The following is a 23,753-nucleotide window of genomic DNA, read 5'->3' on the forward strand; positions in this document are numbered from 1 at the left end:
GGTGACTGGGTGGGTCCTTTGCCGTTCTTTATCCCTCGGCTAAATGGTACTTCAGATTTCTTACAAACTCATTTCCAGCCTTTACCGCGTCGGCCTGGGTATATGTATTCACATCAATAAAGTTCTCCAGTGGACGTATAAATGTGTAGAACTCCTGGTCAAGTGACGAGGTAAATCTTGCATTGTCAATAGGTGCGTCCAGAATAGGCAGGTCGTTGTCGTCTATGGTCACCTGCAATATGGCTTCCTTTCTCTTTTGGTCATACCCGCCGGTGTTTTCAATGCCGTTCAGCATCCTTCCCCATCTTTTATCTGCAAAGCCTTTATACCGTACCGGCCAGCCTGGAAATGGTCCTGCGTCAGTATTGTCCTTTGACAGCTTGAAGTTCATCTCATATGTCTTTGCAGAGGTTTTCAGCTGGCCTTCATGCTGTACCTCCGGTGTCAAAAACAGGCGCAGGAATTCATAGGCCAGCTTCTTGTTCTCACAGCCTGCGCTGATAGCTCCCCAATAAGTTATCTCTGCATTCAGAGTACCATCCGCGGCCCGCATAGGCAGTATCATTATCTCCTCATCCATTGCTTTGCCAATGCCCACAACACTAATAATCTCGCTCATGCTGGCTTTCGCGCCGGGCGAGTCCTCATCAATGGCAAATTTATGGCCTTTATTACCTGTATCCAGGTATGTCAAAAGGGAAAAGCCCCACCCGCTTATCCCCTCCCCAGCATCCTGGCGCTTCTTCCATTCAGCGGCGGTTATCTTTGTACATTCTGCAAAGTCCAATAGTAGCTCTTCTACCTGTTTCCCCTCTATCAGTGCCTCCTCGGTGTCGTAATCACAAGGATTTGGCAGCAGTGAAAGAGGCAGATTGTCGGTAAAGAAGGCATTTGAAGCCCACCGGGAGTCTCCCTGCTCGTTAAGTTCAAGAAACGCGTCTATCATACTGTCCACCCCGGAGTTGAGCCTCTCCCAGTCCAGTCCGGCCTTGTCTAACAGGTCCTTGCGAGTTATATAAATCGGCATTTCATAGCCCAGTGGCAGCACATATCTGGCACTTCCAACAGTACCGGCGTCCATCACTGGCTTGTTTAGTTCTTCGGTATGCAGCTCGGTATCGCCGTTATACAGGCCGCTGATGTCCGCGAACCATCCGTTTCTCATAGTCTGGGCCACATCCTTAAAAAGAGGCTCCATGGGGTAATAGCTTATCTCAGCTATGCTCAGAGTTGGCATAAGATAGATGTCCGGCACTTCTTTACCAGACATCATAGAGATACGGCGATTTTTGATGTAAAATTCCCGTTCCTCCTGTTTTGTTGGAAGATATTCTATATCAATCTTCACATCAGGGTAAATCTCTCGGAAATAGAACAAAATATTTGCGATATTGTCCCGGGGTGAGGAAAAGTGGTTATAATGCACCGTATCTACGTCCCATCCCCAGCAGAAACGCTCGCTGAGTATCTTCAGCGTACCATTAATCTCGCTCTCCTCTATCCTTGGCTCCGGCGGGGTCTCACTTTCCTGGTGCTCCTTGGGCCTTGAACACGAAAACAGGCTCATAAGCATTAGCACTGCCAGCAGGAACGCTGAAAATTTTTTCATATGTACCGCGTCCTCTCATTATGATAACTCCATAGTCAAATTTATTATAGCCTGAAACGGTAAATTTGTAAAGAGAAAACGCCAAAACCCCTTTATTTTGCGGCTGTTTTGTAATATAATAGAAAAGAAAACTATCTGCCGAAAGGAAGTTTAGAATGGATAACATATTGGATAGTGCAAAAAAACTGCATTTTGTCGGCATCGGCGGCTCCGGTATGTGCCCTATGGCTGAGCTGCTTATGCACAGAGGATATGAGATAAGAGGCTCAGACCAGAACGAGTCTGACACTCTCGACAGGGTGAAGAGTTGGGGTATCCCGGTGTATATGGGCCATAGCCCTGAGAATATCGGGGACGCTGAGGCTGTGGTCTATACCGCCGCCTGCAAGTCTGACAACCCTGAGCTGGTGGCTGCAAGGGAGAAGGGTGTGCCGGCTTTAGAGCGCTCGGTGATGCTGGGAATGCTCACTGAGAAGTATCCCCAGCTTGTAGCTGTTTCCGGTACTCACGGCAAGACTACTACCACGGCCATGCTCACCCAGATTTTTATTGAGGCCGGAGCGGACCCCAGCGCCATTATTGGCGGCAAGCTGCCCATTATTAACAGTAACTGTCGCGTGGGCAAGAGCGACACGATTATATGCGAGGCCTGCGAGTATGTTGACACATTTTTGCAGCTGCACCCGGCGGTGTCTCTGATACTTAACATAGAGCCGGACCATCTGGACTATTTTAAGACACTGGACAATATTGTCAAATCCTTCCGGCAGTTTGCCGTGCAGACAGACCGCCTGCTGGTAGTGAATGCCGCCAACCCAAGTGTTATGGAGGCTGTAGAAGGGCTGGAGCGGGAGATAGTTTCCTTCGGCCTTGACAGCAGCTGTGACTATTACCCCGCTGACCTTAATGAGGAGCCATCTGCCTGCGAGGATTTTACGCTCATGTGCCGTGGGGAGGCCTTGGGCAGGGTAAATCTGGCTGTTCCCGGCAAACATAATATGCTCAACGCATTGGCAGCAGCGGCGGCGGCACATTCCCTGGGTATAGCGCCAGAAGCCATATGCTCTGCTCTTGAACATTTTGGCGGCGTACACCGTCGTTTTGAGATACTAGGCCAGTTTGACGGAGTAACTGTGGCTGATGACTTTGCCCACCACCCCACCGAGCTCACCGCCGTGCTGTCCTCCGCCATGCGCATGGGCTATAGGCAGGTATGGGCCGTGTTCCAGCCCCATACCTATTCCCGCACATATACTTTCCTCAACGATTTTGCAGAAGCCCTGGCTCTCCCCGACCACCTTATAATGACAGAGATTCTGGCAGTTCGCGAGGAAAACACCTATAATATCCACACCAGTGACCTGGCGGCAAAAGTTCCAGGGAGCGTCTGGTTTGATGGCTTTGATAAAATTGCGGAATATGTAATGGAAAATGCCAAGCCTGGTGATTTGATACTTACTTTAGGCGGCGGCGATATTTATAAGTGCGCTAATTTGATTGTGGAGCGGTATAAAAATAGAAAGTGAACAGTAAAAGCCTCCGGATTTGACCCGGAGGCTCTTTTTGTGTTAGCTTAAAACTCTGCAACGCCGGTGGTGCGAGGGAATGGCAGCACGTCCCGAATGTTGCTGATTCCGGTGAGGTACATCACCAGGCGATCGAAGCCAATGCCAAAGCCGGAGTGGACCGTAGTACCGAAGCGGCGCAGGTCCAGGTACCAGTACAGGTCCTCCTCTCCCATGCCAAGCTCGAGCATTCTGTCTCTCAGTACATCATAGCGCTCCTCACGCTGACTTGCGCCCACCAGTTCGCCAATGCCAGGCACCATCAGGTCTGTTGCAGCGACTGTCTTGCCGTCGTCGTTCTGACGCATATAGAAGGACTTGATATCCTTAGGATAGTCTGTGACAAATACCGGGTGGCCGAAGTGCTTCTCGGCAAGGAAACGCTCGTGCTCAGTCTGGATGTCCTCACCCCATATTGCCTTGTACTCGAATTCGCTGTTGTGCTCCTCAAGAATCTTAATGGCTTCAGTGTAAGTTATCCGCGCAAAGTCCGACCCAGCCACATGGCGCAGACGCTCTAAAAGTCCCTTATCAACAAACTGGTTGCAGAACTCCATGTCCTGGGGACAGGTTTCCAGCACGTAGTTTATCACATACTTCACTGCCGCCTCGATAACATCCATATCGTCGCTCAGGTCCGCAAATGCCATCTCAGGCTCAATGTGCCAGAACTCCGAAGCATGGCGGGGGGTGTTGGAACGCTCAGCTCTAAAGGTTGGGCCGAAGGTGTAAACCTTTGAAAAAGCCTGTGCCGTACACTCCACCTGAAGCTGGCCGGAGCCGGATAGGAACACCTTCTTCTGGAAGAAATCCTGGCGGTAGTCCACGCTGCCGTCCTCGGCCTTGGGCAGGTTCTCCTGGTCTAAAGTCGTGACCTGGAACATATCAGCGCCCTCGCAGTCTGTGGTGGTTATCACCGGAGTGTGGATATATACAAAACCGTTTTCCTGAAAAAACTTGTGCATACCAAATGCCGCCGCAGAGCGCACGCGGAAGGCTGCGCTAAACAGGTTTGTGCGTGGCCTTAGATGTGGGATTGTACGCAGATACTCGACAGTATGGCGCTTCTTCTGCAGCGGGTACTCCGGCGTGGACGCACCCTCCACTTTTATCTCAGCGGCGTGGATTTCAAATGGCTGTTTGGCCTCGGGAGTGGCAATAAGCTCGCCGGTTACAACGAGGGCAGCGCCTACATTCTGGGCTGCTATCTCCTTAAAATTGTCGATTTTGCCGGCTTCGAATACCACCTGAACACCCTTAAAGCAGGTGCCGTCGTTCAGGTCGATAAATCCAAGAGTCTTGGAGTCCCTTATAGAGCGGGCCCAGCCGCAGACTGTTACGGTCTTGCCAGCGTAGGCGTCCAGGTCTTTATAAAATACTGATACGTCATGATGTTTCATTGTGTTTGCTCCTTATAAAATTATCAATTCAAGCTATATGTCCAGTCTTCATAACGCCAATCCGAACCCATATCAGCTGTGTCTTTAGGCGCGTATGACAACTCACTGATATTATCATCGAGAAAGACCCGCAAGGTCTCCTCCATACCGCTTGCCAAATTCATGGCGGCTAGCTTGCTCTTTTCCGTCCAGAAGATATCCCCTTCATCTGAAGATTTTATCTCCCCGGTAAAATTGTATGCTAAATATAAGAAAGAAATCGTACGCGTACCGTCCTTACTTATCCACTGCTTGACACCGCAAAGCTTCGGGCCAGAAATCGTGAGCCCGGTTTCTTCCAGAACCTCTCTGATGACTGCGTCGACGAAGGATTCACCCGGCTCAACATGCCCGCCAGGAAATGTGATACCCGACCACTTAGGGTCTAGGCGGTCTTGAACCAGTACTTTACTGCCATCACATATCATACACATATTGGTCAGTTCAGTTAAAAAATTCAAAATCTCGCCTCCATCTCAATAGCACAGTCTTTTCCAGCACTATCTGCCCATTGTAGAATTAAGTATATGTATCACAACAGCTGTCTCTCGCCTCTGCCGTCTACCTTTTTGTAGTAAAACTCGCTCAATTCGTCCTCAAGCAGAACCCTCAAGGTCAGTTCCATATCCTCTGCCAGATTCATCTCAGGCAGCTCATTGAGCTCCGCCCAAAAGACCTCTCCTTCCTCCGAAGGCTTCAGTTTTCCGGAAAATTTACAGGCTTTATAATAAAATATAATATAACGTGAGCCGTCATCTTTCATCCAATCCTTGAATCCGCACAGCTTGGGGTTTTCTATAGTAAGTCCTGTTTCTTCTCTGATTTCCCTTATCACCGACTCAGCTATGCTCTCCCCCGGCTCAATATTGCCCGCCAGGAAAAGCTATGCCATGCCAGTCACTGGCTGACCTGGCCTGTACCAGTACCTTTGTACCATCCATTATCATGCACATATTGGTTAGTTCAGCCACTGTATTCATGATATCCCCTCACAATGTTAAGAATGCGTATTTACTCCAGCACTATCTGCCAGTCATTTTCCCCGTCTTCCCGGAAATAAGATAGCTCACTGATATCTTCTCTAAAGAACACCTCGAAGGTCTCCTCCATGCCACTGGACAAATTCATACCGGGCAAATCGGCGCGATTTGCCCAGAAGACCTCCCCCTCCTCCGAGGATGTGAGCTCCCCGGAAAACGTACTGCATTTATATAGAAAGACGATATAGCGTGAGCCATCGTCCTCTATCCAATTCTTGATACCGCATAGGAGCGGGTGTGTAATAGTAAGCCCGGTCTCCTCATAGACCTCTCTGATAACCGACTGGGTTATACTCTCCCCCGGTTCAACGTGCCCGCCTGGGAAGGTGACCCCAGGCCAGCCTTTTTCCGGGCTGCGGCGCTGTACGACCACCTCGCCGCCCCGATATATCATACACATATTTGTCAGCTCTGCTTTTATCTCTCTGGACATCTGTATCCCATCCTCTATGTTTACAGGAGCCTCAGCTCCTGCACTTCTCCATTCTCTCCTCGCCTTAAAACAAACTCGCTATAGCTGTCCTCAAAAAAGAGCGGCAGCAATTCATACATGGTATCAGCCAGCTTCATATTTTTAAGGTCTGATTTATTGACCCAGCGGTTTTCTCCCTCGATGCACGAGCGAAGTTTACCGGAAAACTCACAGCATTTATATAAAAATACGATATATCTGGAGCCGTCACTGTCCATACGCTCCTTCACTCCGCAGAGTTTTGGGTGCAACACAGTAAGTCCGGTCTCCTCATAAACCTCCCGGGCCGCCGCTTCAGTGAAGGGCTCACCGGGCTCAACATGGCCTCCCGGAAAGGCTATACCAGGCCAGCCGGAGTCGACACGGTCCTGTACCAGTACATTATCTCCGTCATATATCATGCACATGGTCACCAGCTCAGCTTGTACTTTCCTGGACATACTCAACCTCCGAAAAAGTTAAGAGCGCCGGAAAAGCTCCGACGCTCCCTTTGTTGGCGGAGAGGATGCGACTCGAACGCACAATGCCTTGCGGCACACCACATTTCCAATGTGGCTCCTTACCAATTAGAATACCTCTCCGTATCCCCGGCTCGATTATTATACCTTATCCCGCCAAAAAAATCAAGAGTTTTTTGCAAAAAAATCAAAGCTAAATTACAACTATTTTATTCCCCTTTGAAGTTTAAGGACAATTCATAGCTTCCCAGCCCTACTTTTACAAATCCCAGCTTATCCAACAGCCTGACCGAAGGGAGATTTTCATCTGCCGTGCCGGTCACAAGCTTTTCAAGTCCCAGCTCCTCTGCGGCATACCTAATCATGCGGCGGGCAGCCTCTGTTGCATAGCCCTTTCCCTGCCACTTGGTATGAAGGCAATAACCAAGGTTGCGTGAGGTATCGTCTACGTGGTTAAGGCTGATAAACCCGATAATTTTACGCTCCTCTTTTAACTCCAGCGCCCAGAACTCATCCGTGCTGGCAAAATAGCCCAAGACCTCACGCAGGCCAGCATCGTCTGTAGGGAAGGCACTGTCGTATATAGCGTATGGTGAAGCCATCTTGTCCCTAATCAGCTCGCAAAAGTCATCAGTATCCACTACTACAAACTTACGTATATACAGTCTCTCTGTCTCCATCCCCAATACCCCTAAACTGGAATTTTTTCGATTATATCATGTTGGTTGCTGTGTGTCAAGCAAGGCTGCTGCCTATGATGAAAAAAATTGGAAAATTTCAAAAAGAATGTTTGAATATTCTTTTGTAATTTGGTATAATCAGAACATAGACTTGCTTTAGGAGGGATATCCTTGAACAAAAAAGGCGCCGCCAATACAGCGGCGGTCATTGAGATAGGCACGAACAATATTGCCATGCGGGTGGCTCAACTTGTCAAGGGCGAGATACGCAGCCTGGATTACCTGAAATACCCTATAAGCCTGGACCACGATGTGTTTGAAACCGGAGCTATTAGTTTTAACAGCCTCAGGCAGCTGTCCTCGGCACTGGATAAGTTTTCAGAGGCACTGCTGTCATATGGCATTGAGAAGCCTCGGGTGGTATCCGGCACAGCTCTGCTTGAAGCAAAAAACCGCTCGCTGGTTGTGGACCAGCTAAAAGTGCGCAATAATATGGACGTTACCGTCCTGGACGGCAGCCAGGAGAAGGCCTATATATTCTCCGAGTTGAAAAAGTGTTTGGGTGGCGAGGCTTCAGTTAAGGACAGCTGCACACTGGCAGCACATATAGGCTCTGGCAGCGTCGGCTTGGCTGTTCTGGACGGCGGGAGGATAGTCTACTTTCAGAACATCCCCATGGGGGCCCTGAAGCTCCACGATGTAATGGGTGAGCTGCGGCGCAACGCCGACGATTTCCACTATATCCTTGAAGAATATATGGACACCATGCTCAACCGCATGAATCTCTCCGGATTCCCCATACGCAATCTGGTGCTCACCGGCACTCAAATCAAGCTTATTGCAAAGCTCTGCGGCAGCAAGCAGATAGGCCCGGTGTTCCATATTGACGTGCAAAAGCTCCAGGGGCTGTATGATTCGGTACGCTCCCTTACAGCGGAGAACATTGCCCTCAGGTACGGTATCACCGAAAGCCAGGCGTCATTACTATATACGGCGCTGTTCATATACCGGGGCATGGTACGCTTCTGTCCCGAGGCCCGTGAGATACTCTCTCCCCCGTTTGACCTGACTCAGGCAGTCATTCGCTATATGCTAAGCCCCAAGGCCGACAGCGAGTGGGCGGCTTTCCTGCGGGAAAATGCCCTAGACTGCGCTATGACTACCGCAGGAGCGTTTCACTGCGATAAAAAACATAGCAGGCTTATCGGTGAATATGCCGGGAAACTGTTTGACAAGCTAAAAAAGATACATGGATTGGACCCGTCAAAGCGTCTGATTTTGGAGCTGGCTGCGGCGCTGCATAGCTGCGGCAGTTACGTAAGTATGAGACAGCACAGCAGATGTACCTTTGACATTATCAGAGGAATGGACATATTCGGGATGTCCTCAAAAGAGGTACTGGAGGTTGCCCTTGTAGCTGGCAGTATCTCCAACGACCTGAATGACCCGGAGTTTGCGGCCCTCTCCTCCAGGGAGCAGATTGTGGTATCAAAGCTTTCCGCCATTTTCCAGCTGGCTAATGCAATGGATAAATCCCATCTTGAGAAGCTGAAAAATGTGAAAATGAGTTTGGAGGAGGATAGGGTGCTCATAAAGGCACAGTCATCCTCCAATACGCTGCTGGAGCGGTGGGACTTTGAGTGCGCCGCCAGATTCTTCAAGGACGTATTCGGGCTCTCGCCTGAACTTTCTGTGAAATTTGACATAATATGAGGTGTTTAGCATGGCTGATAAAAAGATGGCCTATTATAACCGGGAACTGAGCTGGATGGACTTTAACGCACGGGTGCTTGAGGAGGCTACAAAGAAAGAGAACCCTCTAATAGAGCGCCTGCGCTTTCTGGCTATCACCGGCTCAAACCTGGACGAGTTCTTCATGGTGCGTGTTGCCGGGGTCAAAGCTCAGGTAAACTCTGGGTATAAACCAAAGGAGAGCTTTGACCTGACTCCGCAGGAGCTTTTAACTGCCCTAGAGGAGAAGACCCACCATTTTATGGAACGGCAGTATTCCTGCCTGCACCGGTCAATATTGCCCGCTTTAGAGCGCAGCGGGATACGCTTTCTCTCTATCGGGGATATGGACGCAAAGCAAAAGGAGTACCTTGACAAATATTTTTCAAATGTGCTGTTCCCTGTGCTCACACCGCTGGCAGTTGACGGCAGCAGGCCTTTCCCACAGCTTGCCAATAAGTCGCTGAACATTGCCGTGCGGCTTGAGAGCAAGGACAGCAAGGAAAAGGAGAAAAATAAAGATAAGCAGTTTGCTGTTGTACAGGTGCCTGCCATACTTCCCCGATTCCTGGAGCTGCCGTGCACTGAAGGAAGGGCTTTTACTCTCCTTGAGGATATCATTACCGATAACCTGCCCGAGCTCTTTGAACTGCACAGTATAAAGGCCGCGTGTCCCTTCCGGGTCACCAGGGATTCAGACTTGGAGATAGACGAGGAGGCTGAGGACTTCATGAGTGAAGTGAAGAAGTCCATCAAGCGCAGAAAGCGCGGCCGTCCTGTCCGGCTGGAGCTGTTGCAAAAGTGTGATAAGGATTTGCGCAGCTTTCTCATAGACCAGCTGAAAATAAAGAAAAACGAGATATACCAGCTAGCCGGCCCTCTGGACCTGACCTTCTTTTCAAAGTTCGCAGGCGTCAAGGGCTGTGAGGACATGTGCTTTAAGCCCATTATCCCCGTGTCTCCGGCAGATTTCTGGGGGTATGACGATATATTCGAGGCTATTAGGGATAAAGACAGGATGGTGCATCACCCCTATGAGAGCTTCGACTGTGTGGTTAAGTTTATTGAACAGGCCGCTGAGGACGAGGATGTGCTCGCTATCAAGCAGACCCTCTACCGGGTCAGCGGTAACTCGCCTATTATTGCCGCACTTATTAGGGCCGCTGAAAATGGCAAGCAGGTGACGGTGCTTGTGGAGTTAAAGGCACGCTTTGACGAGGAAAACAACATTAACTGGGCCCAGAAGCTGGAGAAAGCCGGGTGCCATGTTATATACGGCCTGCACGGACTGAAGACCCACTGTAAAATTGCTCTGGTTGTGCGCCGGGAGGACGACGGTATACGCCGATATCTGCACCTTGGCACCGGCAACTACAACGACTCCACCGCCAAGATATACACCGATGTTGGGCTTTTCACCTGTAACAGTCAGTATGGCGCTGACGCCTCCTCCCTTTTCAATGTGATAACTGGATACTCACGCCCCCCTGAGTACCAGCACTTCGCCGTGGCCCCCCATGGGCTTCGCAGCTTCTTCGTCCGGCGCATAAGGCAGGAAATAGATAATGCTAAAAACGGCCTGCCATGCGGTATTACTGCTAAGGTAAACTCTCTGGTGGACCCGGAGATAATCTCCATGCTCTATGAGGCCAGTGAAGCCGGCGTGCCGGTGAGGGTCGTTGTGCGGGGAATTTGCTGTCTGATACCCGGCCTTCCGGGAGTCAGCGAAAATATACAGATAATCAGTATAGTGGGCCAGCTGCTGGAGCATAGCCGCATATTCAGGTTTGAAAACGGCGGGGACCCTAAGATATATATGGGGAGCGCCGACTGGATGCCCAGAAACCTTGACCGCCGGGTTGAACTTGTCTTCCCCATTGAGGACGCAGACTTAAAGGAGCGTGCCTTTGGGATTCTAGACACTCTGCTCTCAGACAACACTAACGCCCGGGTCATGCAGGCGGACACCAGCTATCAGCATGTAAACCGCAGGGGCCGCTCGATATTCAGCAGTCAGCTTACCTTCTATAAGCAGGCCCAGGATAGGCTGAAAGCACTGCAGCATGTTGAGAATGACAGCCCGCTCATTCCCATACACTCAGCGGAGGATGTGCGGTAAGACAATATATCATATTAGAATGAAAGGATGATTTATCATGAAGCGAGTAGGTATTTTAACAAGCGGCGGAGACTGCCAGGGACTGAATCCCGCCATAAGAGGCGTTGCAAAGGGGCTCTATGAGGAGTTTGGCAAGAATGTAGAGATATACGGCATTAAAGACGGCTATAAAGGGCTTATCTTCGGGGAATACAGGCTGATGGAGCCCTCGGACTTCTCCGGCATTCTTACAGAGGGCGGTACTATATTAGGCACCTCCCGCCAGCCATTCAAGACTATCAGAGTTATTGACGAGAACAGCGTGGATAAAGTCGCTGCTATGAAGTCACACTATAAGAAGATGAAGCTTGACTGTCTGGTAATTCTAGGCGGCAACGGCACTCAAAAAACTGCTAACCTCCTGCGTGAGGAGGGCCTGAATGTGATACATCTGCCCAAAACCATCGATAACGATGTATGGGGCACTGATGTTACTTTCGGATACCACAGCGCGGTCGAAGTTGCCACCAATGTTATTGACTGCCTGCACACCACTGCTACATCCCATGGCCGAATATTCATTGTGGAGGTCATGGGACATAAGGTTGGCTGGCTGACCCTGTCGGCTGGCATTGCCGGTGGTGCGGACGTTATCCTGCTGCCTGAAATTCCCTATGACATCAACAAGGTGGCAAAGACCCTCAACAACCGTATTGAAAACGGCAAGAAATTTTCTATACTGGCTGTAGCTGAGGGAGCTATTTCAAAAGAGGAGGCCAAGCTTTCCAAGAAAGAATTTAAGAAGGCAAGGGCTGCTGAGAACTACCCCTCCATTGTATACCGCATTGCCGAGGAACTTCAGGATAAAATTGATAACGAAATACGCGTCTGTGTACCCGGGCATTTCCAGCGAGGCGGCAGTCCATGCGCGTATGACAGAGTGCTGTGCACGCGTCTTGGTGCTACAGCTGCTAAGTTCATTAAGGAAAAGACATTTGGAGTTATGGTTGGCATGGTAAACGGTGAGTGCGTGCCGGTACCGCTGGAGGAAGTAGCCGGAAAACTTAAGGCTGTGCCGGTAGACTGCGGGGAAGTACAAGCCGCCAGGCAGATAGGTATAAGCTTTGGTGATTGATTTACTTTAATTTATTCTGATGATTTAGATTTTCAGAAAATAAAACATAAAGGAGCTTTTACTATGGAAGTCCGTATTATTTCCCTTCCACCATTTACCGCCGTTACATCAGGGCCAGACCCGGAGTTTGACTTCTCTCCGACAGGTATACTGGGCAAGTTCAATGAGTATTTTAGCGCTATAACTCCCTCCCCCAGGGATAGCTTTATGCCCAGGGATTTCCTGTTCTATAATAAAGAGGCCAATGGGCTGGAGTGGTGGTATGCCATTGAGGAGAATATACCTGACGGCAGCCTTGCTAAAGTCGAGTTTGACGGAGGGATGTATCTGACGTACATTTACCGCGACCATGATGAAGACACAAATAATAAGCTATACCAGGAAGCTATTGAGTATATAGAGAAAAGCGATGTCCTCGAGCTTGATGAGCGGCCCAATCATTACTCTATGGGCCATATCATAACCCCTCCTGAGCTTATAAGCGCTCAGGGCTATGCGGTTATGGAGTGTTTCATCCCGGTTAAGCTCAAGAATACTTAATTTGTTGTCCCACCAATTTAAATATATTCCAGAAAGGAAACATTATCATGAAATTCTCAGTCAGCCTTTACAGCTTTTTCAGCGCCATCCGCAGCGGGGGGATAACTCCGCTGGAGTGTGTGGCAAAAGCAAAAGAGTTCGGATTTGACGCTATAGAGGCGGTAGACTTCGTCATGGGCTGTTCCTCCCCAGATGAAATGCCTGAGGCTGCAAAGCGGCTCCGCGAGGAAGCAGACAAGCAGGGATTGTCCATCTCATCCTTTGCAGTGGGGGCAGACCTTCTGAACGGACTGGACGGCAGCGGCGACAAAAAAGCTGAAATCGAGCGTGTCAAGCACATGGTGGATATTGCCGAAATACTTGGTGCCCCCCGTATGCGCCATGATATCACTATGGGTCAAAAGGATTCCCCCAAAAGCTATGCCGCTCTGGTGCCGGAGCTTGCCGAGGCAGTGAGAGAGATAACCGAGTACGCCGCCGGTGAGGGCATTGTCACCATGACCGAAAACCATGGGTTCTTCTCCCAGGATTCCGAGAGGGTGGAGCTGCTGTATAACACCGTAAACCATCCCAACTTCGGCCTTCTGTGCGATATCGGCAACTTTACCTGCGCCGACGAGAATCCCGCAACTGCCGTGGCTCGAGTTGCTCCCTACACCCGCTATGTCCACGCTAAAGACTTCATAATCAAGAGCTACTACGACAACGACCCCGGTGAGGGCGCATTCCAGACCAGGGCCGGCAATTATCTGCGTGGCACTATTATAGGACATGGCAACGTACCGGTTAAGCAGTGTCTAAGTATCCTCAAGCGTGCTGGTTATGACGACACTATCGCCATCGAGTTTGAGGGAATGGAACCTGCACTGACTGCCATTAGAGTCGGCCTTGCCAATCTGAAGAAGTATTGGGAAGAGGCGTAACAGCAGAGGACCGCAGCCTGATTGGGTGCGGTCCATCCTTATTTGGCAGTTTTCTTATCTTTAATATTGAAATTAGACCATTAAGTCTGTATGCTGTAAGGAGATTTATCTATGCTGAATTTTGCAACCATCGGCTCCGGCTGGATATGTGAGGAATACATCCACGGCGCCAAAGATACCGGCCTGTGGCAGCTGACCGCCGTATACTCTCGGGACAAGGCCCGGGCTGAGGCGTTCGCCGAAAAGCACGGCGCCAGGCTCAGCTTCACTGATATCGAGGCTATGGCCTCCTGCCCGGAGGTAGACGCTATATATGTAGCAAGCCCCAACGCTCTGCACTACGAGCAGTGCAAGACCATCCTTAGCCACGGCAAGCACGTTATATGCGAGAAACCCCTCTGTGCTCAGGCTGAGAAAGTGCGTGAGCTGGTCCAGCTGGCTGCTGATAAAGGTTTGGTGTTCATGGAGGCTATTATGTTCATGCACCTGCCCCAGAGGAAGATATTAGATGAGGCCATTGGCAGAATAGGGCATGTAAATATGGCACGGTTGGATTTTTGCCAGCGGTCGTCCAAGCTTGACACATATCTTGCCGGAGTCCTGCCGAATATCTTTAACCCTAAGATGGAGACCGGCGCGCTCATGGATCTGGGGGTTTATTGTGTGTATCCGGCGCTATACCTATTTGGCAGACCAGAGCGCTGGTCTGCCTCAAGCGTACTGATGAAAACCGGCGCGGACCAGTCCGGGGCCATAACTATGGAGTACCCGGACAAGCTGGTAAGCATCACATACTCTAAGGTAGGCCAGGCAGGGGCCGGGTCTGACTTCCAGGGAGTTGACGGCACGGTTTCCGTAGAGTCCATCTCAACGCTTGGAAATATGTCACTACGCCTAAAGGACGGCTCCACTGAGACGCTGTTTGGGCGGGACGAGAAATACCTGCTTATGAGCCATGAGGCCAGGGACTTCTACCGCTATATCACCGAGCCAAACGTGACTCGGGAGGAATACTTGCGGTGTACCGAGCTGAGTATTGAAACCGCTGAGTTCATGGAGCAGGCCCGCAGCTCCTCAGGTGTGCGGTTTCCCAGTGACGCTATTGGACGCTAAAAATATGAATAAATAGTTTTCTACTACAAAGCGTTGCGGGAGTGGAGTATCCACTTGGCCCTGTCCCTGGGGTCCAGCCCACGGCGCTTTGTTGTTTTGCCCAACTCCAGAGGGCATGGCTCGTAGCCGGAGAAGCGGCTGCTGATAACGCCTTTGCCACCGGTAAGACTGCCGAAGGTGACCGGATAATCCATGGAAGTAGCTACAGGTACCCGTGCTTCCATAGTAAGCCTATCTTTGTGTATAACAGGGCTGTCGAAGCTGCCGCGCATGGCCACTATGTCGTGGATAAGGCTTCCAGCGTGCTGCTCCTGTGCCATGAAGCGCATAGTTACCATGGGCTCAAGGAGCGTTGAGCCAGTGTTCTCAAGTCCGTTCATCAGCGCCATTGGGGTTGCCGTGAAGAAGTCCAGTGGGTGTGTATGTATCAGGTGGTGGCTCCCTCCGGTGAGTGTTATTTTTAAATCTGTGACCTCCCAGCCATATAAGCCCTGCTTTAGTGCCTCTGGCAGAGTCTGGGCTATATGGGCCTGATAGCGTGAGAGTATCACCCTATCCCCCACTGCCGACTGGAATTTAAATCCGCTGCCCCGCTCCATTGGCTCGATATTAAACTCAATACATGCCCAGCAGGGCTTGGGCCAGGTATAGTTCTCTATGCCAACCCCCGGCTTTGACGGGGTCTCCTTATAAATCACCGATGGGCTGGCAAACTCTGCCTCAAGGCCAAAACGGTCCCTCAGAAACGCTCCAATCACTTCAAGCTGTATCATGCCGGTTATCTTTATATATAGTTCCCGCTCCTCCGGCTCCCACTCCATGTCCAACAGAGGGTCCTCCTCTGTCAGCTCGCGCAGGGCCGCTACCAGGTCTGTCAACTGTTCAGGCTTTTTTGAAAATACCTGGGACTTAAGCAGAGGCGCGGCAATGGCCACTTCCCTTGAGAGTGCCATCTCCCCTATCACGTCTCCAATGCGTATATCCGAAAGCCCATACAGTACGCCAATATCTCCGGCGGTAAGCTGCCCCATATCAACCGTGCGCTGGCCCAGCACCCGGCGTATCTGTGTCACCTTTTCCACCTTTTCCTTGCCCCGCACGGGCACCGGCTCACGGTTTGAAATAACCCCGGAGAAGAGCCGCACATGGGCAGCTTTGCCCATCGACTTATCATGTTCTACCTTGTATACTAATCCGGACAGCGGTGAATCACTTTGCCGCTTGGCCCTCGGAAGGAGCATTATTCCGTCCAGCAGTTCACGGATACCCACGCTTAGCGCCGCAGCGCCCAGATAAACCGGAAACGCTCTGCGGACTGCAATGCTTTCTCTCAAAGCTCTTAGCAATATGTCCTCTGGGATTGGGCTGTCGTTCAAAAAACATTCCTGGGCTTTGGCGTCATTTTCAACTGCCAACTCGGTAAGGCACTCGTTCAATGGCCCCTGCTTTGGCTCTAAACAGAATACCCGGCAGTTGCGCGACTGTGCATCCTCCCAACTCTCCATTACAGCCAGACTAGGGGAAAATCTTGTGGAGAGTTCGCTTATCAACTCCCTGGGTTCTGCCCCAAGGCGGTCTATCTTATTTATAAAAATCAGTGTTGGTACATCCAGCTTGTCCAGCGCCTCCCAGAGCACTTCGGTTTGGCCCTGTATTCCCTCTGCCGCTGAAATCACCAAAATAGCCGCATCCAACATGGAGAGGCTGCGCTGTACCTCTCCGGCAAAGTCCACATGTCCGGGCGTATCGATGAGGTTTATCTGGCACTTCTTCCAGAACAGCCGCGATGATGAAGCCTTTACCGATATCCCCCTCTGCCGCTCGATATCCAACCAGTCTGTCTGAGTATTGCGGCTGTCCACGCTTCCCAGGGTGCGCAGCTCCCCGGCCTCGAAAAGCAACCGCTCTGTGAGAGTGGTTTTTCCAGCGTCGGCGTGGGCTACTATGCCGATATTTATTATGTCCTCCATATGCTCCCTCCATATACAAAAACCGGGAAAGCGCCTGCCTCCCCGGTTTTTCCGCTTACATCTTTAATACCTGTGCTTCTTACAGGATTATCTCCCCATCCACAGTCCCAGGCAGCGCCGCAGCGTTGGACTCGTCAGTATCCACATGCATTGCAAGGGCATAACTTGGGCTGACACGACAGACCACATCGCCAAAGGTCAGATTGCGACCGTTATAATCAACCTTTACAGAGACAATCTGCTTATCTGTGACCCCAGCTTCCTTGGCTTCGTCGGGGTTAAAGTGAATGTGACGCTTAGCTGCAATGACACCTTTTTCAATAGCCACTTCACCTGCAGGCCCCTTCAATGTGCAGCCGGGAGTGCCTTCTAAATCGCCGGACTCGCGGATGGGCGCTGTGACGCCAAGCTTGCGGGCGTCGGTCAGAGATATCTCCACCTGAGTCTCTTTGCGGCAGGGGCCCAGTATGGACATAGACATGGAGCCTTTGGGTCCGACAACCTCTACCTTCTCAGCGCAGGCAAACTGCCCTGGCTGAGACAGGTTTTTTTTGTTTGTGAGAGTAGCACCAGGCCCGAACAGCGTCGCCAGGTCTGCCTCTGATACGTGGACATGATGGGCTGAAGTTTCGACCATAATTTTCATTTGAATTTCCTCCTGAAATATAAAGTCATATAAAAATATAGAAAATTACCGCTCCCGGATTGTCCGACGCTGCGGCGATTTTACAGCGTATTATTTTCTTTGTGCAACCAGCTTGTTGGACGCGTGGTAATGCTTTGGTACTCCCGGATGTTCATCCTCAAATGTGTACGACTTAAACTGTAGGATTTCCCAGTCCTCATAGAGTTCCTTCAGTTCCCCATCTCTTGCCAGTCCTATGGCAAATTCAGCAATATCGGGTGAGGCTGGCAGGGTATCGGTGAATATCTGCATAATATGTATGCCTCCGTGTCTGGTATTCTCCTTAGCCCGGAAGATAAATTCCTTCCACTCCTCCCTGCTGGCGAAATGCAGAGTGCCGAAGGACATTACCAAATCGTAGCTCCTCTTGAACTGAAACTCGCGCAAATCAGCGGTGAAGGCATTGATTTTGAGCCTTTCAGCTTCACAGCGACGCCGAACCCGCTCTATCCCATAAACTGATATGTCAAAAGCGTCTACATCCGTCCACCCCTGCCTGGCAAGATAGAGGCAGTTCTGCCCCTCCCCGCAGCCTACGTCAAGGGCTCCCGCCTGTTTGCTGAGAAGCCGCTCAAACTCCTTGAGAGTTGCATTCGGCTCAACGGAAAACGTCTGGGATTCGCTGCGGTATGTCTCCTCCCAAAAGGGCCGTGCGCCGTTTTCCATAAAATGCCTCCTATGCTTTACATTATACTCCCAGAAAAAGAAAAAATCAATGGAAATTTGACTTTATATCCCTAATATGGTAAAATCGTACCAGATATGGAGGTGTCGATATGTATAATAATTGGGCTGATTTAGAAAAAGCCTGCCTGCAGTGCCAGAAGTGCGGGCTATGCTCTGGCAGGCATAATGTAGTGTTTGGCGTTGGCAACCGCAAGTCCAAGGTGATGTTTGTGGGCGAGGGCCCCGGAGAAAACGAGGACCTGCAGGGAGAGCCATTTGTAGGCCGCGGCGGACAGCTGCTGGATAAGTTTCTGACCGCTGTTGACCTGGACAGAAAATCCAATATCTACATTGCAAATATTGTAAAATGCCGGCCTCCCCAAAACCGCGACCCGCTGCCGGAGGAGCAGGAATCCTGCATTAACTGGCTTCGTAACCAATTTGCGCTGATACGCCCGAAGATAGTGGTCTGCCTGGGCCGTGTTGCGGCAATGCGCCTTATGAAGCCCGACATCAAGATAACTAAGGAGCACGGTGAGTTTATTGACAAAAAAGGCACCTTGATGATGGCAACCCTTCACCCTGCCGCGCTGCTTCGGAATCCCGGACAAAAGCCCGCGGCGTTCGAGGATTTTTTGAAGCTCAGGGAAAAAATAGACGAGCTCGGCTGCGATATTGCAAAGCCGGAATAGCTACTGTGCCTCTGCCCATTCGATATACTCCTCTGGAGATAAATTATAGCAGACTATCTCCCACGCTTTAGGCTCTCGATGCAGTACAGAGATACATGTGTTTTTCAGCTGGGTCTTTCCTGTACCAATCTTGTGTCGGGAGATTACCGCCAGAACCGAGTTTATCCACGCTCCATGTGATATCAGCGCCACACGCTCATCCTCACTGTACACCCGGGCGCAGCCGTCTACCGCCGCCATAGCCCGACCTGCCAGCATTTTCCACGGCTCCATCCCTGTCGGCATGCCCCGGGCCTCCCACCGCTCCCTTTGGTCCTTGGTCATCCCTGAAAGTTTGCCGTAGTCGCGCTCTATGAGCGCCGGGTCCAGTGAAACCTTCCTGGTGTGGTAGACGGCGATTTGTGCAGCTGTATCAACGGCCCGGCTCAAAGGGCTGCTGTATATTGCCGAGAATCCTGCGCCGCTCAACGCTTCGCTGCATAGGACTGCCTGGGCCCTGCCGTCCTCATTTAACGGTACATCCTCGCGGCCCTGCAGCTTTCCCTGAACATTCCAGTCTGTTTCGCCGTGACGTACAAGATATAGCTCCATAAGTCAGCCCTCCCCTTCTTCCGGCGGCAGGGCTGTTTTCTTTCGCCCATATAAAAGCTGGTCTGCCACGACTACCAGGGCTCCGGCAATAACCACCAGATAATATGTAAAAAAACGCCAGACCATCACCGCCGCGTATAGGTCGTTATTTACAAAATAGTTTCGCAGAAAGTTGGAGAAGCCTATCTCCTGCGCCCCCGACGCCCCCGGCATGGGCATGAAAGACACGGACAGCTGCAATAGGCTTTGAATTGCCAGTATCTCCAGATATCCCACCTGGCTATAGCCAAAGGAGCGGAACACAAAGTACAGTACGCTCATTTGTAGTATAAACTGTGGTATCGACAGCAGGATACCACAGATAACACTGTTTTTCTTTTCTTTAAAGTCGTCAGTATAGCTGTCAAAGTCGGCTTCAAACTTATCGATGGCCTCTTCAGCGTGAAACCGGGCGGCAAGCTTTGGGAAGCGCCCTGTAAGCCATTTTGCAAAGCGGCATATGGCCCCCAGCACCGGCCGGAAAAACATAGAGCCGAAAAAAAGGATGGAGCCGCCGTTTATCGCCATGCCTACATAAATAAACGGCAGAATACCCGGATTTTCCCGGGCAATTTTTCCATGGAGGAACAGTAGTGAGAGAATCGAGCAAAAAACAAATGCGCACTGGAAGCAAAAGAATTTCATTATCAGCACCGCTGTAGAGAGGCCCACTGGCACATTGTCACGCCGCAGATAGGCCGCCTGCATTGGCTGGCCTCCGGTGGAGCTGGGGGTAATATAGGAGTAGTAGATTCCGATAAGCCCTATTTTCATGCTGGAGCCCAGGGTCATGGGGATATTCTGGCTGTGCATCAGGAGCCGGATAATACCGCCCTCGAAGAAAAAGTATATTATTGTTATAACTACTCCCGCCGCCAGAAAACCCGGGGCCAGATGGGTTATGGTGTAGAATACATTGCCAAATTCGCGGTTGAATATGCCGAATAAAATGACAGCTATAATCGTCGCGGCGATATAAAGCATACTCCAGGGTATCTTTCGCTTTTTCACTGGATTTGGTCCATTCATCGATAGTGCTCCCGTCCTTTTATATTAGTTGTATGCCATCAGCGGGTTTATGCGCCCATGGTCTGTGCGGTCCATCTTGTCGATGAACTTGACAGCCCTGCCAGCTCCGTTGACAACACAATTCTCCGGCTCACTGCCCACCACTACTGGAATTTTGGTCTTTTTGGACAGCAGTATTGACAATCCATACAGATTCGCGGAGCCGCCGGTCAGGTATATACCGTCAGTAAAAATGTCTGCCAGCAGCTCCGGCGGAGTCAGCTCCAGGGTAGCCTGAACTATTCTGACAATAGAGATGGCTGGCTCTATCAGGGCCTCTATCATGTCGTCTGAAGTCATCGTAGTGGTGCGCGGGAGTCCACTGATAGTATCTAGACCTTTTAATGTATATGAAATCAGCTTGTGCATAGGATAGGCACAGCCAATAGCTATTTTGGCGTCTTCAGCCATACGGTCACCAATAATCAGGTTAAACCTCCTGCGCACATGCTTAATTATTGCTTCATTAAAATCCTTACCGGCGATATGTGTTGAATTGGCTATGGCAATACCGTTAAGGGATATAACTGCCATGTCAGTTGTGCCCTCTCCCACATCAACTATCATACAGCCATGGGGCGCGGCTATATCAACCCCTGCTCCAATGGCTGCCGCGACCGGTTCCTCTATAAGGCACACCTTCCGTACACCTGCGGCACTTATAGCGTCCACAACGGCGCGCTTCTCAACCTCTGTTATACCACAGGGCACGCTTACCACCACTCTTGGCATAAACACCCGGCTGCGCCCAAGCCTGCGGAGATAGTAGGCAATAAGGTGCTCCGCCAATGTCAGGTCTGAGATAACGCCGTTGCATAGGGGTTTCGCAACCGTGATACGGTTGGAGGTACGGCCCAGCATACCATAGGCCTCGGAGCCGATGGCGATTATTTCCTCGGTCATATTGTCCACCGCAATGACAGCAGGCTCATTGAGAACAATACCTCTGCCCTCCTGGTAGACCTTAAAGCGTGCGGTGCCCAAATCAATGGCTATATCATTACCCATCGTGAAACCCATCCTTCACTTTTCCCAGGGGAGTAAATAACTTTCTTATTATGATACCACAATTTCTGCTATAATGCAAGGGCAGATACGCACTAAATATTGGGCCGGTATTTCGCGCTGAATATGAGCGGGCCGCTCCATCTATACCGACAGGAGCAGCCCGATTTGTGCTGATATTATGTTATTCCTCCTCCGGTCCGGCGCTGACAATAACCGTTATGGTCTCGCCGTAATCCACCTGGTCCCCGGCTTCATGGTCCTTATAGCCGATAACATAGCCCAGCTCTACATCGCTGCTAAAAACCTCTTCTTTTGCGGGAGAGAAACCGTCGTCCCTTAGAAGGCCCTGCAGTTCAGCAAAGCTCAACCCCTCATAATCCGGCAGGGGGCGAATGGCCTTGCCTTGGCTAACTGTTACGGATACGGTACCGCCCGGCTTTACGGTTTCGCCAGGCTCCGGGATTTGGCTTATTATGTAACCCTCTGCAATGGTATTGTTATACTCCTTGCTTTTCACAACCAGCTTGAAATCAAACTCGCCGCTCTTTGTGCGATTTTCCCACTGTGTGAAGCTCTGGCCCTTCATGTCCGGCACCTCTATAGGCTCACCAATACTGCTATTGTCAAATATCCCGCTCAGGTCATTAAAGGACATCCCACGATTGCCCAGCCATGAAGAAGCTATAGTGAACAGAATTACCAATGTAACTACACAGGAGATTATCAGCCACGCCACCGGCGGCAAATAAAATCGTCTTCTGGGCAGGTCCCTTGAGACCGGCGGTAGACGGCGTATAGCGTCCGTCTCCTCCACCTCATCTACCAGCGCCGGAGCAGAATTAAGCTCCATTCGGAGGGTCTCAAAACTGCCGGTACGGTTGCCCTGCTTGACCTGCAGGGAGTTGGCTATAGCTGTTACAGCAAAGGGCGGTACAATCCTTAGCACTTCCTTTGATATCATAAGGCGCTGGTCCTGAAGCCTTCGCGTGGCTTCGTCTGGAACCAACCCGGTCAGGCAGAAGAGCATACACGCTCCCAGAGCATATACGTCGCTGACCTCTCCGCAGGCGGCCTTGGTGCTGTACTGCTCCACTGCTGCAAACCCCTTATGCAGCTCCAGGTCCAGGAGCGCGCCTGCCCTGTGTACGGCGTTAATATGAAACCCGGTTATCACCATATTACCTTCACTGTTCACCCTCAGGGTATCCGGTGACAGGGCTAGGTGGCTGACTCCAAGGGAGTTTATAAGGCTGAGGGCTGTTATCACCGGTGTGAAAAGCCTGCTCGTCTCGTTCCACGTAAGCCGTCCGCCGGAATCCTGCACATAACGCCTCAGTGACACGGTTCCCTCGTCAGAGTAGACGGTATAGACTGTCCCGTTATCCTCAACGATGTCCAGCACCGACTCAACTACAGTGACCTCACGCAGCCTGCTTACACTTCTGGAAAGTTCGAGAAAATCCCGGCTGTATTGACGGAAAGTACGGGCATGGTCCGGGCTGGGCACTATTATGCCGGTCTCTTCACGGCTGGAAATGGCCCTCGGGAAAAACTCCCTGAGTGTCACGGTTTTTTGTGTAGTATTATCCAGGGCACAGTAGGTAAAGCCCTCACCATTAGCGGCTTTCGCGCGGCCTACTATGTACCGGGAGGCAACCTCTGTCTCGTACGGCAGCGCCCCATGGGGCTGGGGCTTATTATTGTCCCATCCACATGTCAGGCATTGGCTTATACCCGTCTCTGGGTTGTAGCCGGAAAAACAATTCATACAGAGTTTGCTGGACATTTTCCTACCCCACTGCTCTTTTCAGGTGAAGGCTGTATCCCTCGCCCGAAATGTAATATTTATATGCTATTTTAACATATTTCGTCACAAAAAACAAGGCCCGGTTTTTATCTATTTTGAGATACTGCAAAGATATATAGTCCTACTTTTGTGTCGAATTATTTTTATGGCATACAGCACTATTGGGGCATCCTGAACAGCCGCAGCCACAGCCGCCCTCTCCTCTCTTGCGCTTTATAATACCGCGAATAACTATCGCCGCAAATATGACCGCTATTATGGCGCCTATTATTATAGTTGGCAGATTGATTGTTGTAGATAAAAGCATAGCTTTCCTCCTAATTTGTTATATAATTAGTCTACACTAACTATTTGCTTCTGTCAAGAGGTCCACCATAATTTTCAAACTAAAAAAGCAAAACCGCCGGCCCATATGTCCAACGGT

The 23,753-nt window shown here is 50.6% G+C and carries 23 protein-coding genes and 1 tRNA gene; 8 read left to right on the plus strand and 16 right to left on the minus strand.

Features of this window, described 5'->3' with window-relative positions; translation table 11 throughout:
* Positions 1-28 precede the first annotated feature (28 nt).
* Positions 29-1,609 (minus strand): ABC transporter substrate-binding protein, encoded by a 1,581-nt coding sequence (locus tag D5270_RS01665; RefSeq protein WP_166542454.1) that lies wholly within the window; start codon positions 1,607-1,609, stop codon positions 29-31.
* Positions 1,610-1,764: 155 nt separating this feature from the next.
* Here D5270_RS01665 and murC point away from each other — a divergent pair, with 155 nt between their 5' ends.
* A complete protein-coding gene (gene murC, locus D5270_RS01670) occupies positions 1,765-3,135 on the plus strand; it encodes a UDP-N-acetylmuramate--L-alanine ligase (protein ID WP_166542455.1) in 1,371 nt (456 codons plus the stop codon).
* Between the two features lie 47 nt (positions 3,136-3,182).
* On the opposite strand, the gene asnS is transcribed toward murC, so the two are convergent.
* The 7 genes from asnS to D5270_RS01705 form a co-directional block, all read right to left on the minus strand.
* The gene (asnS, locus tag D5270_RS01675) at positions 3,183-4,574 is read right to left on the minus strand and encodes an asparagine--tRNA ligase (protein WP_161473865.1); all 1,392 of its coding nucleotides are present in this window, start codon (positions 4,572-4,574) and stop codon (positions 3,183-3,185) included.
* A gap of 23 nt (positions 4,575-4,597) precedes the next feature.
* Positions 4,598-5,074: an 8-oxo-dGTP diphosphatase gene (locus D5270_RS01680; RefSeq protein ID WP_243150049.1), complete on the minus strand. Its 477-nt coding sequence runs from the start codon at positions 5,072-5,074 to the stop codon at positions 4,598-4,600.
* 71 nt (positions 5,075-5,145) lie between these two features.
* Entirely contained in the window at positions 5,146-5,448 is a 303-nt protein-coding gene (locus tag D5270_RS01685) for an 8-oxo-dGTP diphosphatase (protein WP_330587328.1), read from the minus strand.
* Between the two features lie 176 nt (positions 5,449-5,624).
* Positions 5,625-6,086, minus strand: coding sequence for an 8-oxo-dGTP diphosphatase (locus D5270_RS01690; RefSeq protein WP_161473864.1), 462 nt, complete (start codon positions 6,084-6,086; stop codon positions 5,625-5,627).
* Positions 6,087-6,106: 20 nt separating this feature from the next.
* Positions 6,107-6,565 carry an 8-oxo-dGTP diphosphatase gene (locus D5270_RS01695; protein ID WP_166542456.1) on the minus strand — a complete coding sequence of 153 codons (459 nt, stop codon included), beginning with the start codon at positions 6,563-6,565 and terminating at the stop codon, positions 6,107-6,109.
* Positions 6,566-6,619: 54 nt separating this feature from the next.
* Positions 6,620-6,706: transfer RNA gene (locus D5270_RS01700), tRNA-Ser, on the minus strand.
* An 86-nt stretch (positions 6,707-6,792) separates the two neighbouring features.
* On the minus strand, positions 6,793-7,263 hold the full coding sequence (locus D5270_RS01705; protein WP_166542457.1) for a GNAT family N-acetyltransferase: 471 nt from the start codon (positions 7,261-7,263) through the stop codon (positions 6,793-6,795).
* A gap of 171 nt (positions 7,264-7,434) precedes the next feature.
* Between D5270_RS01705 and D5270_RS01710 the strand changes: the two genes are divergently transcribed.
* The 6 genes from D5270_RS01710 to D5270_RS01735 all read left to right on the plus strand — a co-directional run bounded on the left by D5270_RS01710 (position 7,435) and on the right by D5270_RS01735 (position 14,803).
* Positions 7,435-8,976, plus strand: a complete 1,542-nt coding sequence (locus D5270_RS01710; RefSeq protein WP_166542458.1) for a Ppx/GppA phosphatase family protein — start codon at positions 7,435-7,437, stop codon at positions 8,974-8,976.
* 10 nt (positions 8,977-8,986) lie between these two features.
* Positions 8,987-11,113 carry an RNA degradosome polyphosphate kinase gene (locus D5270_RS01715; protein WP_166542459.1) on the plus strand — a complete coding sequence of 709 codons (2,127 nt, stop codon included), beginning with the start codon at positions 8,987-8,989 and terminating at the stop codon, positions 11,111-11,113.
* A gap of 37 nt (positions 11,114-11,150) precedes the next feature.
* Positions 11,151-12,227, plus strand: coding sequence for a 6-phosphofructokinase (locus tag D5270_RS01720; RefSeq protein WP_166542460.1), 1,077 nt, complete (start codon positions 11,151-11,153; stop codon positions 12,225-12,227).
* A 63-nt stretch (positions 12,228-12,290) separates the two neighbouring features.
* Positions 12,291-12,767, plus strand: a complete 477-nt coding sequence (locus D5270_RS01725) for a GyrI-like domain-containing protein (protein ID WP_166542461.1) — start codon at positions 12,291-12,293, stop codon at positions 12,765-12,767.
* A gap of 47 nt (positions 12,768-12,814) precedes the next feature.
* The gene (locus tag D5270_RS01730; RefSeq protein WP_166542462.1) at positions 12,815-13,690 is read left to right on the plus strand and encodes a sugar phosphate isomerase/epimerase family protein; all 876 of its coding nucleotides are present in this window, start codon (positions 12,815-12,817) and stop codon (positions 13,688-13,690) included.
* A 111-nt stretch (positions 13,691-13,801) separates the two neighbouring features.
* On the plus strand, positions 13,802-14,803 hold the full coding sequence (locus D5270_RS01735) for a Gfo/Idh/MocA family protein (RefSeq protein ID WP_166542463.1): 1,002 nt from the start codon (positions 13,802-13,804) through the stop codon (positions 14,801-14,803).
* A gap of 23 nt (positions 14,804-14,826) precedes the next feature.
* Here D5270_RS01735 and D5270_RS01740 read toward each other — a convergent pair whose 3' ends face one another.
* The 3 genes from D5270_RS01740 to D5270_RS01750 all read right to left on the minus strand — a co-directional run bounded on the left by D5270_RS01740 (position 14,827) and on the right by D5270_RS01750 (position 18,124).
* Positions 14,827-16,773, minus strand: coding sequence for an elongation factor G (locus tag D5270_RS01740; RefSeq protein WP_166542464.1), 1,947 nt, complete (start codon positions 16,771-16,773; stop codon positions 14,827-14,829).
* Positions 16,774-16,852: 79 nt separating this feature from the next.
* On the minus strand, positions 16,853-17,419 hold the full coding sequence (locus D5270_RS01745) for a PduL/EutD family phosphate acyltransferase (protein WP_207709271.1): 567 nt from the start codon (positions 17,417-17,419) through the stop codon (positions 16,853-16,855).
* A gap of 90 nt (positions 17,420-17,509) precedes the next feature.
* Positions 17,510-18,124, minus strand: a complete 615-nt coding sequence (locus D5270_RS01750; protein ID WP_166542465.1) for a class I SAM-dependent methyltransferase — start codon at positions 18,122-18,124, stop codon at positions 17,510-17,512.
* Positions 18,125-18,234: 110 nt separating this feature from the next.
* Here D5270_RS01750 and D5270_RS01755 point away from each other — a divergent pair, with 110 nt between their 5' ends.
* The gene (locus D5270_RS01755) at positions 18,235-18,816 is read left to right on the plus strand and encodes a uracil-DNA glycosylase (RefSeq protein ID WP_166542466.1); all 582 of its coding nucleotides are present in this window, start codon (positions 18,235-18,237) and stop codon (positions 18,814-18,816) included.
* On the opposite strand, the gene D5270_RS01760 is transcribed toward D5270_RS01755, so the two are convergent.
* The 5 genes from D5270_RS01760 to D5270_RS01780 all read right to left on the minus strand — a co-directional run bounded on the left by D5270_RS01760 (position 18,817) and on the right by D5270_RS01780 (position 23,636).
* The gene (locus D5270_RS01760; protein ID WP_166542467.1) at positions 18,817-19,407 is read right to left on the minus strand and encodes a histidine phosphatase family protein; all 591 of its coding nucleotides are present in this window, start codon (positions 19,405-19,407) and stop codon (positions 18,817-18,819) included.
* 3 nt (positions 19,408-19,410) lie between these two features.
* Positions 19,411-20,457 carry a lysylphosphatidylglycerol synthase transmembrane domain-containing protein gene (locus D5270_RS01765; RefSeq protein ID WP_166542468.1) on the minus strand — a complete coding sequence of 349 codons (1,047 nt, stop codon included), beginning with the start codon at positions 20,455-20,457 and terminating at the stop codon, positions 19,411-19,413.
* 42 nt (positions 20,458-20,499) lie between these two features.
* Positions 20,500-21,522 carry a rod shape-determining protein gene (locus D5270_RS01770; RefSeq protein ID WP_243150050.1) on the minus strand — a complete coding sequence of 341 codons (1,023 nt, stop codon included), beginning with the start codon at positions 21,520-21,522 and terminating at the stop codon, positions 20,500-20,502.
* A 181-nt stretch (positions 21,523-21,703) separates the two neighbouring features.
* Positions 21,704-23,290, minus strand: a complete 1,587-nt coding sequence (locus D5270_RS01775) for a PASTA domain-containing protein (RefSeq protein WP_166542470.1) — start codon at positions 23,288-23,290, stop codon at positions 21,704-21,706.
* Positions 23,291-23,450: 160 nt separating this feature from the next.
* On the minus strand, positions 23,451-23,636 hold the full coding sequence (locus D5270_RS01780; protein ID WP_166542471.1) for a FeoB-associated Cys-rich membrane protein: 186 nt from the start codon (positions 23,634-23,636) through the stop codon (positions 23,451-23,453).
* Positions 23,637-23,753 lie beyond the last annotated feature (117 nt).

The organism is Acutalibacter sp. 1XD8-36 (genome assembly GCF_009917525.1).
Classification (GTDB): domain Bacteria; phylum Bacillota; class Clostridia; order Oscillospirales; family Acutalibacteraceae; genus Acutalibacter.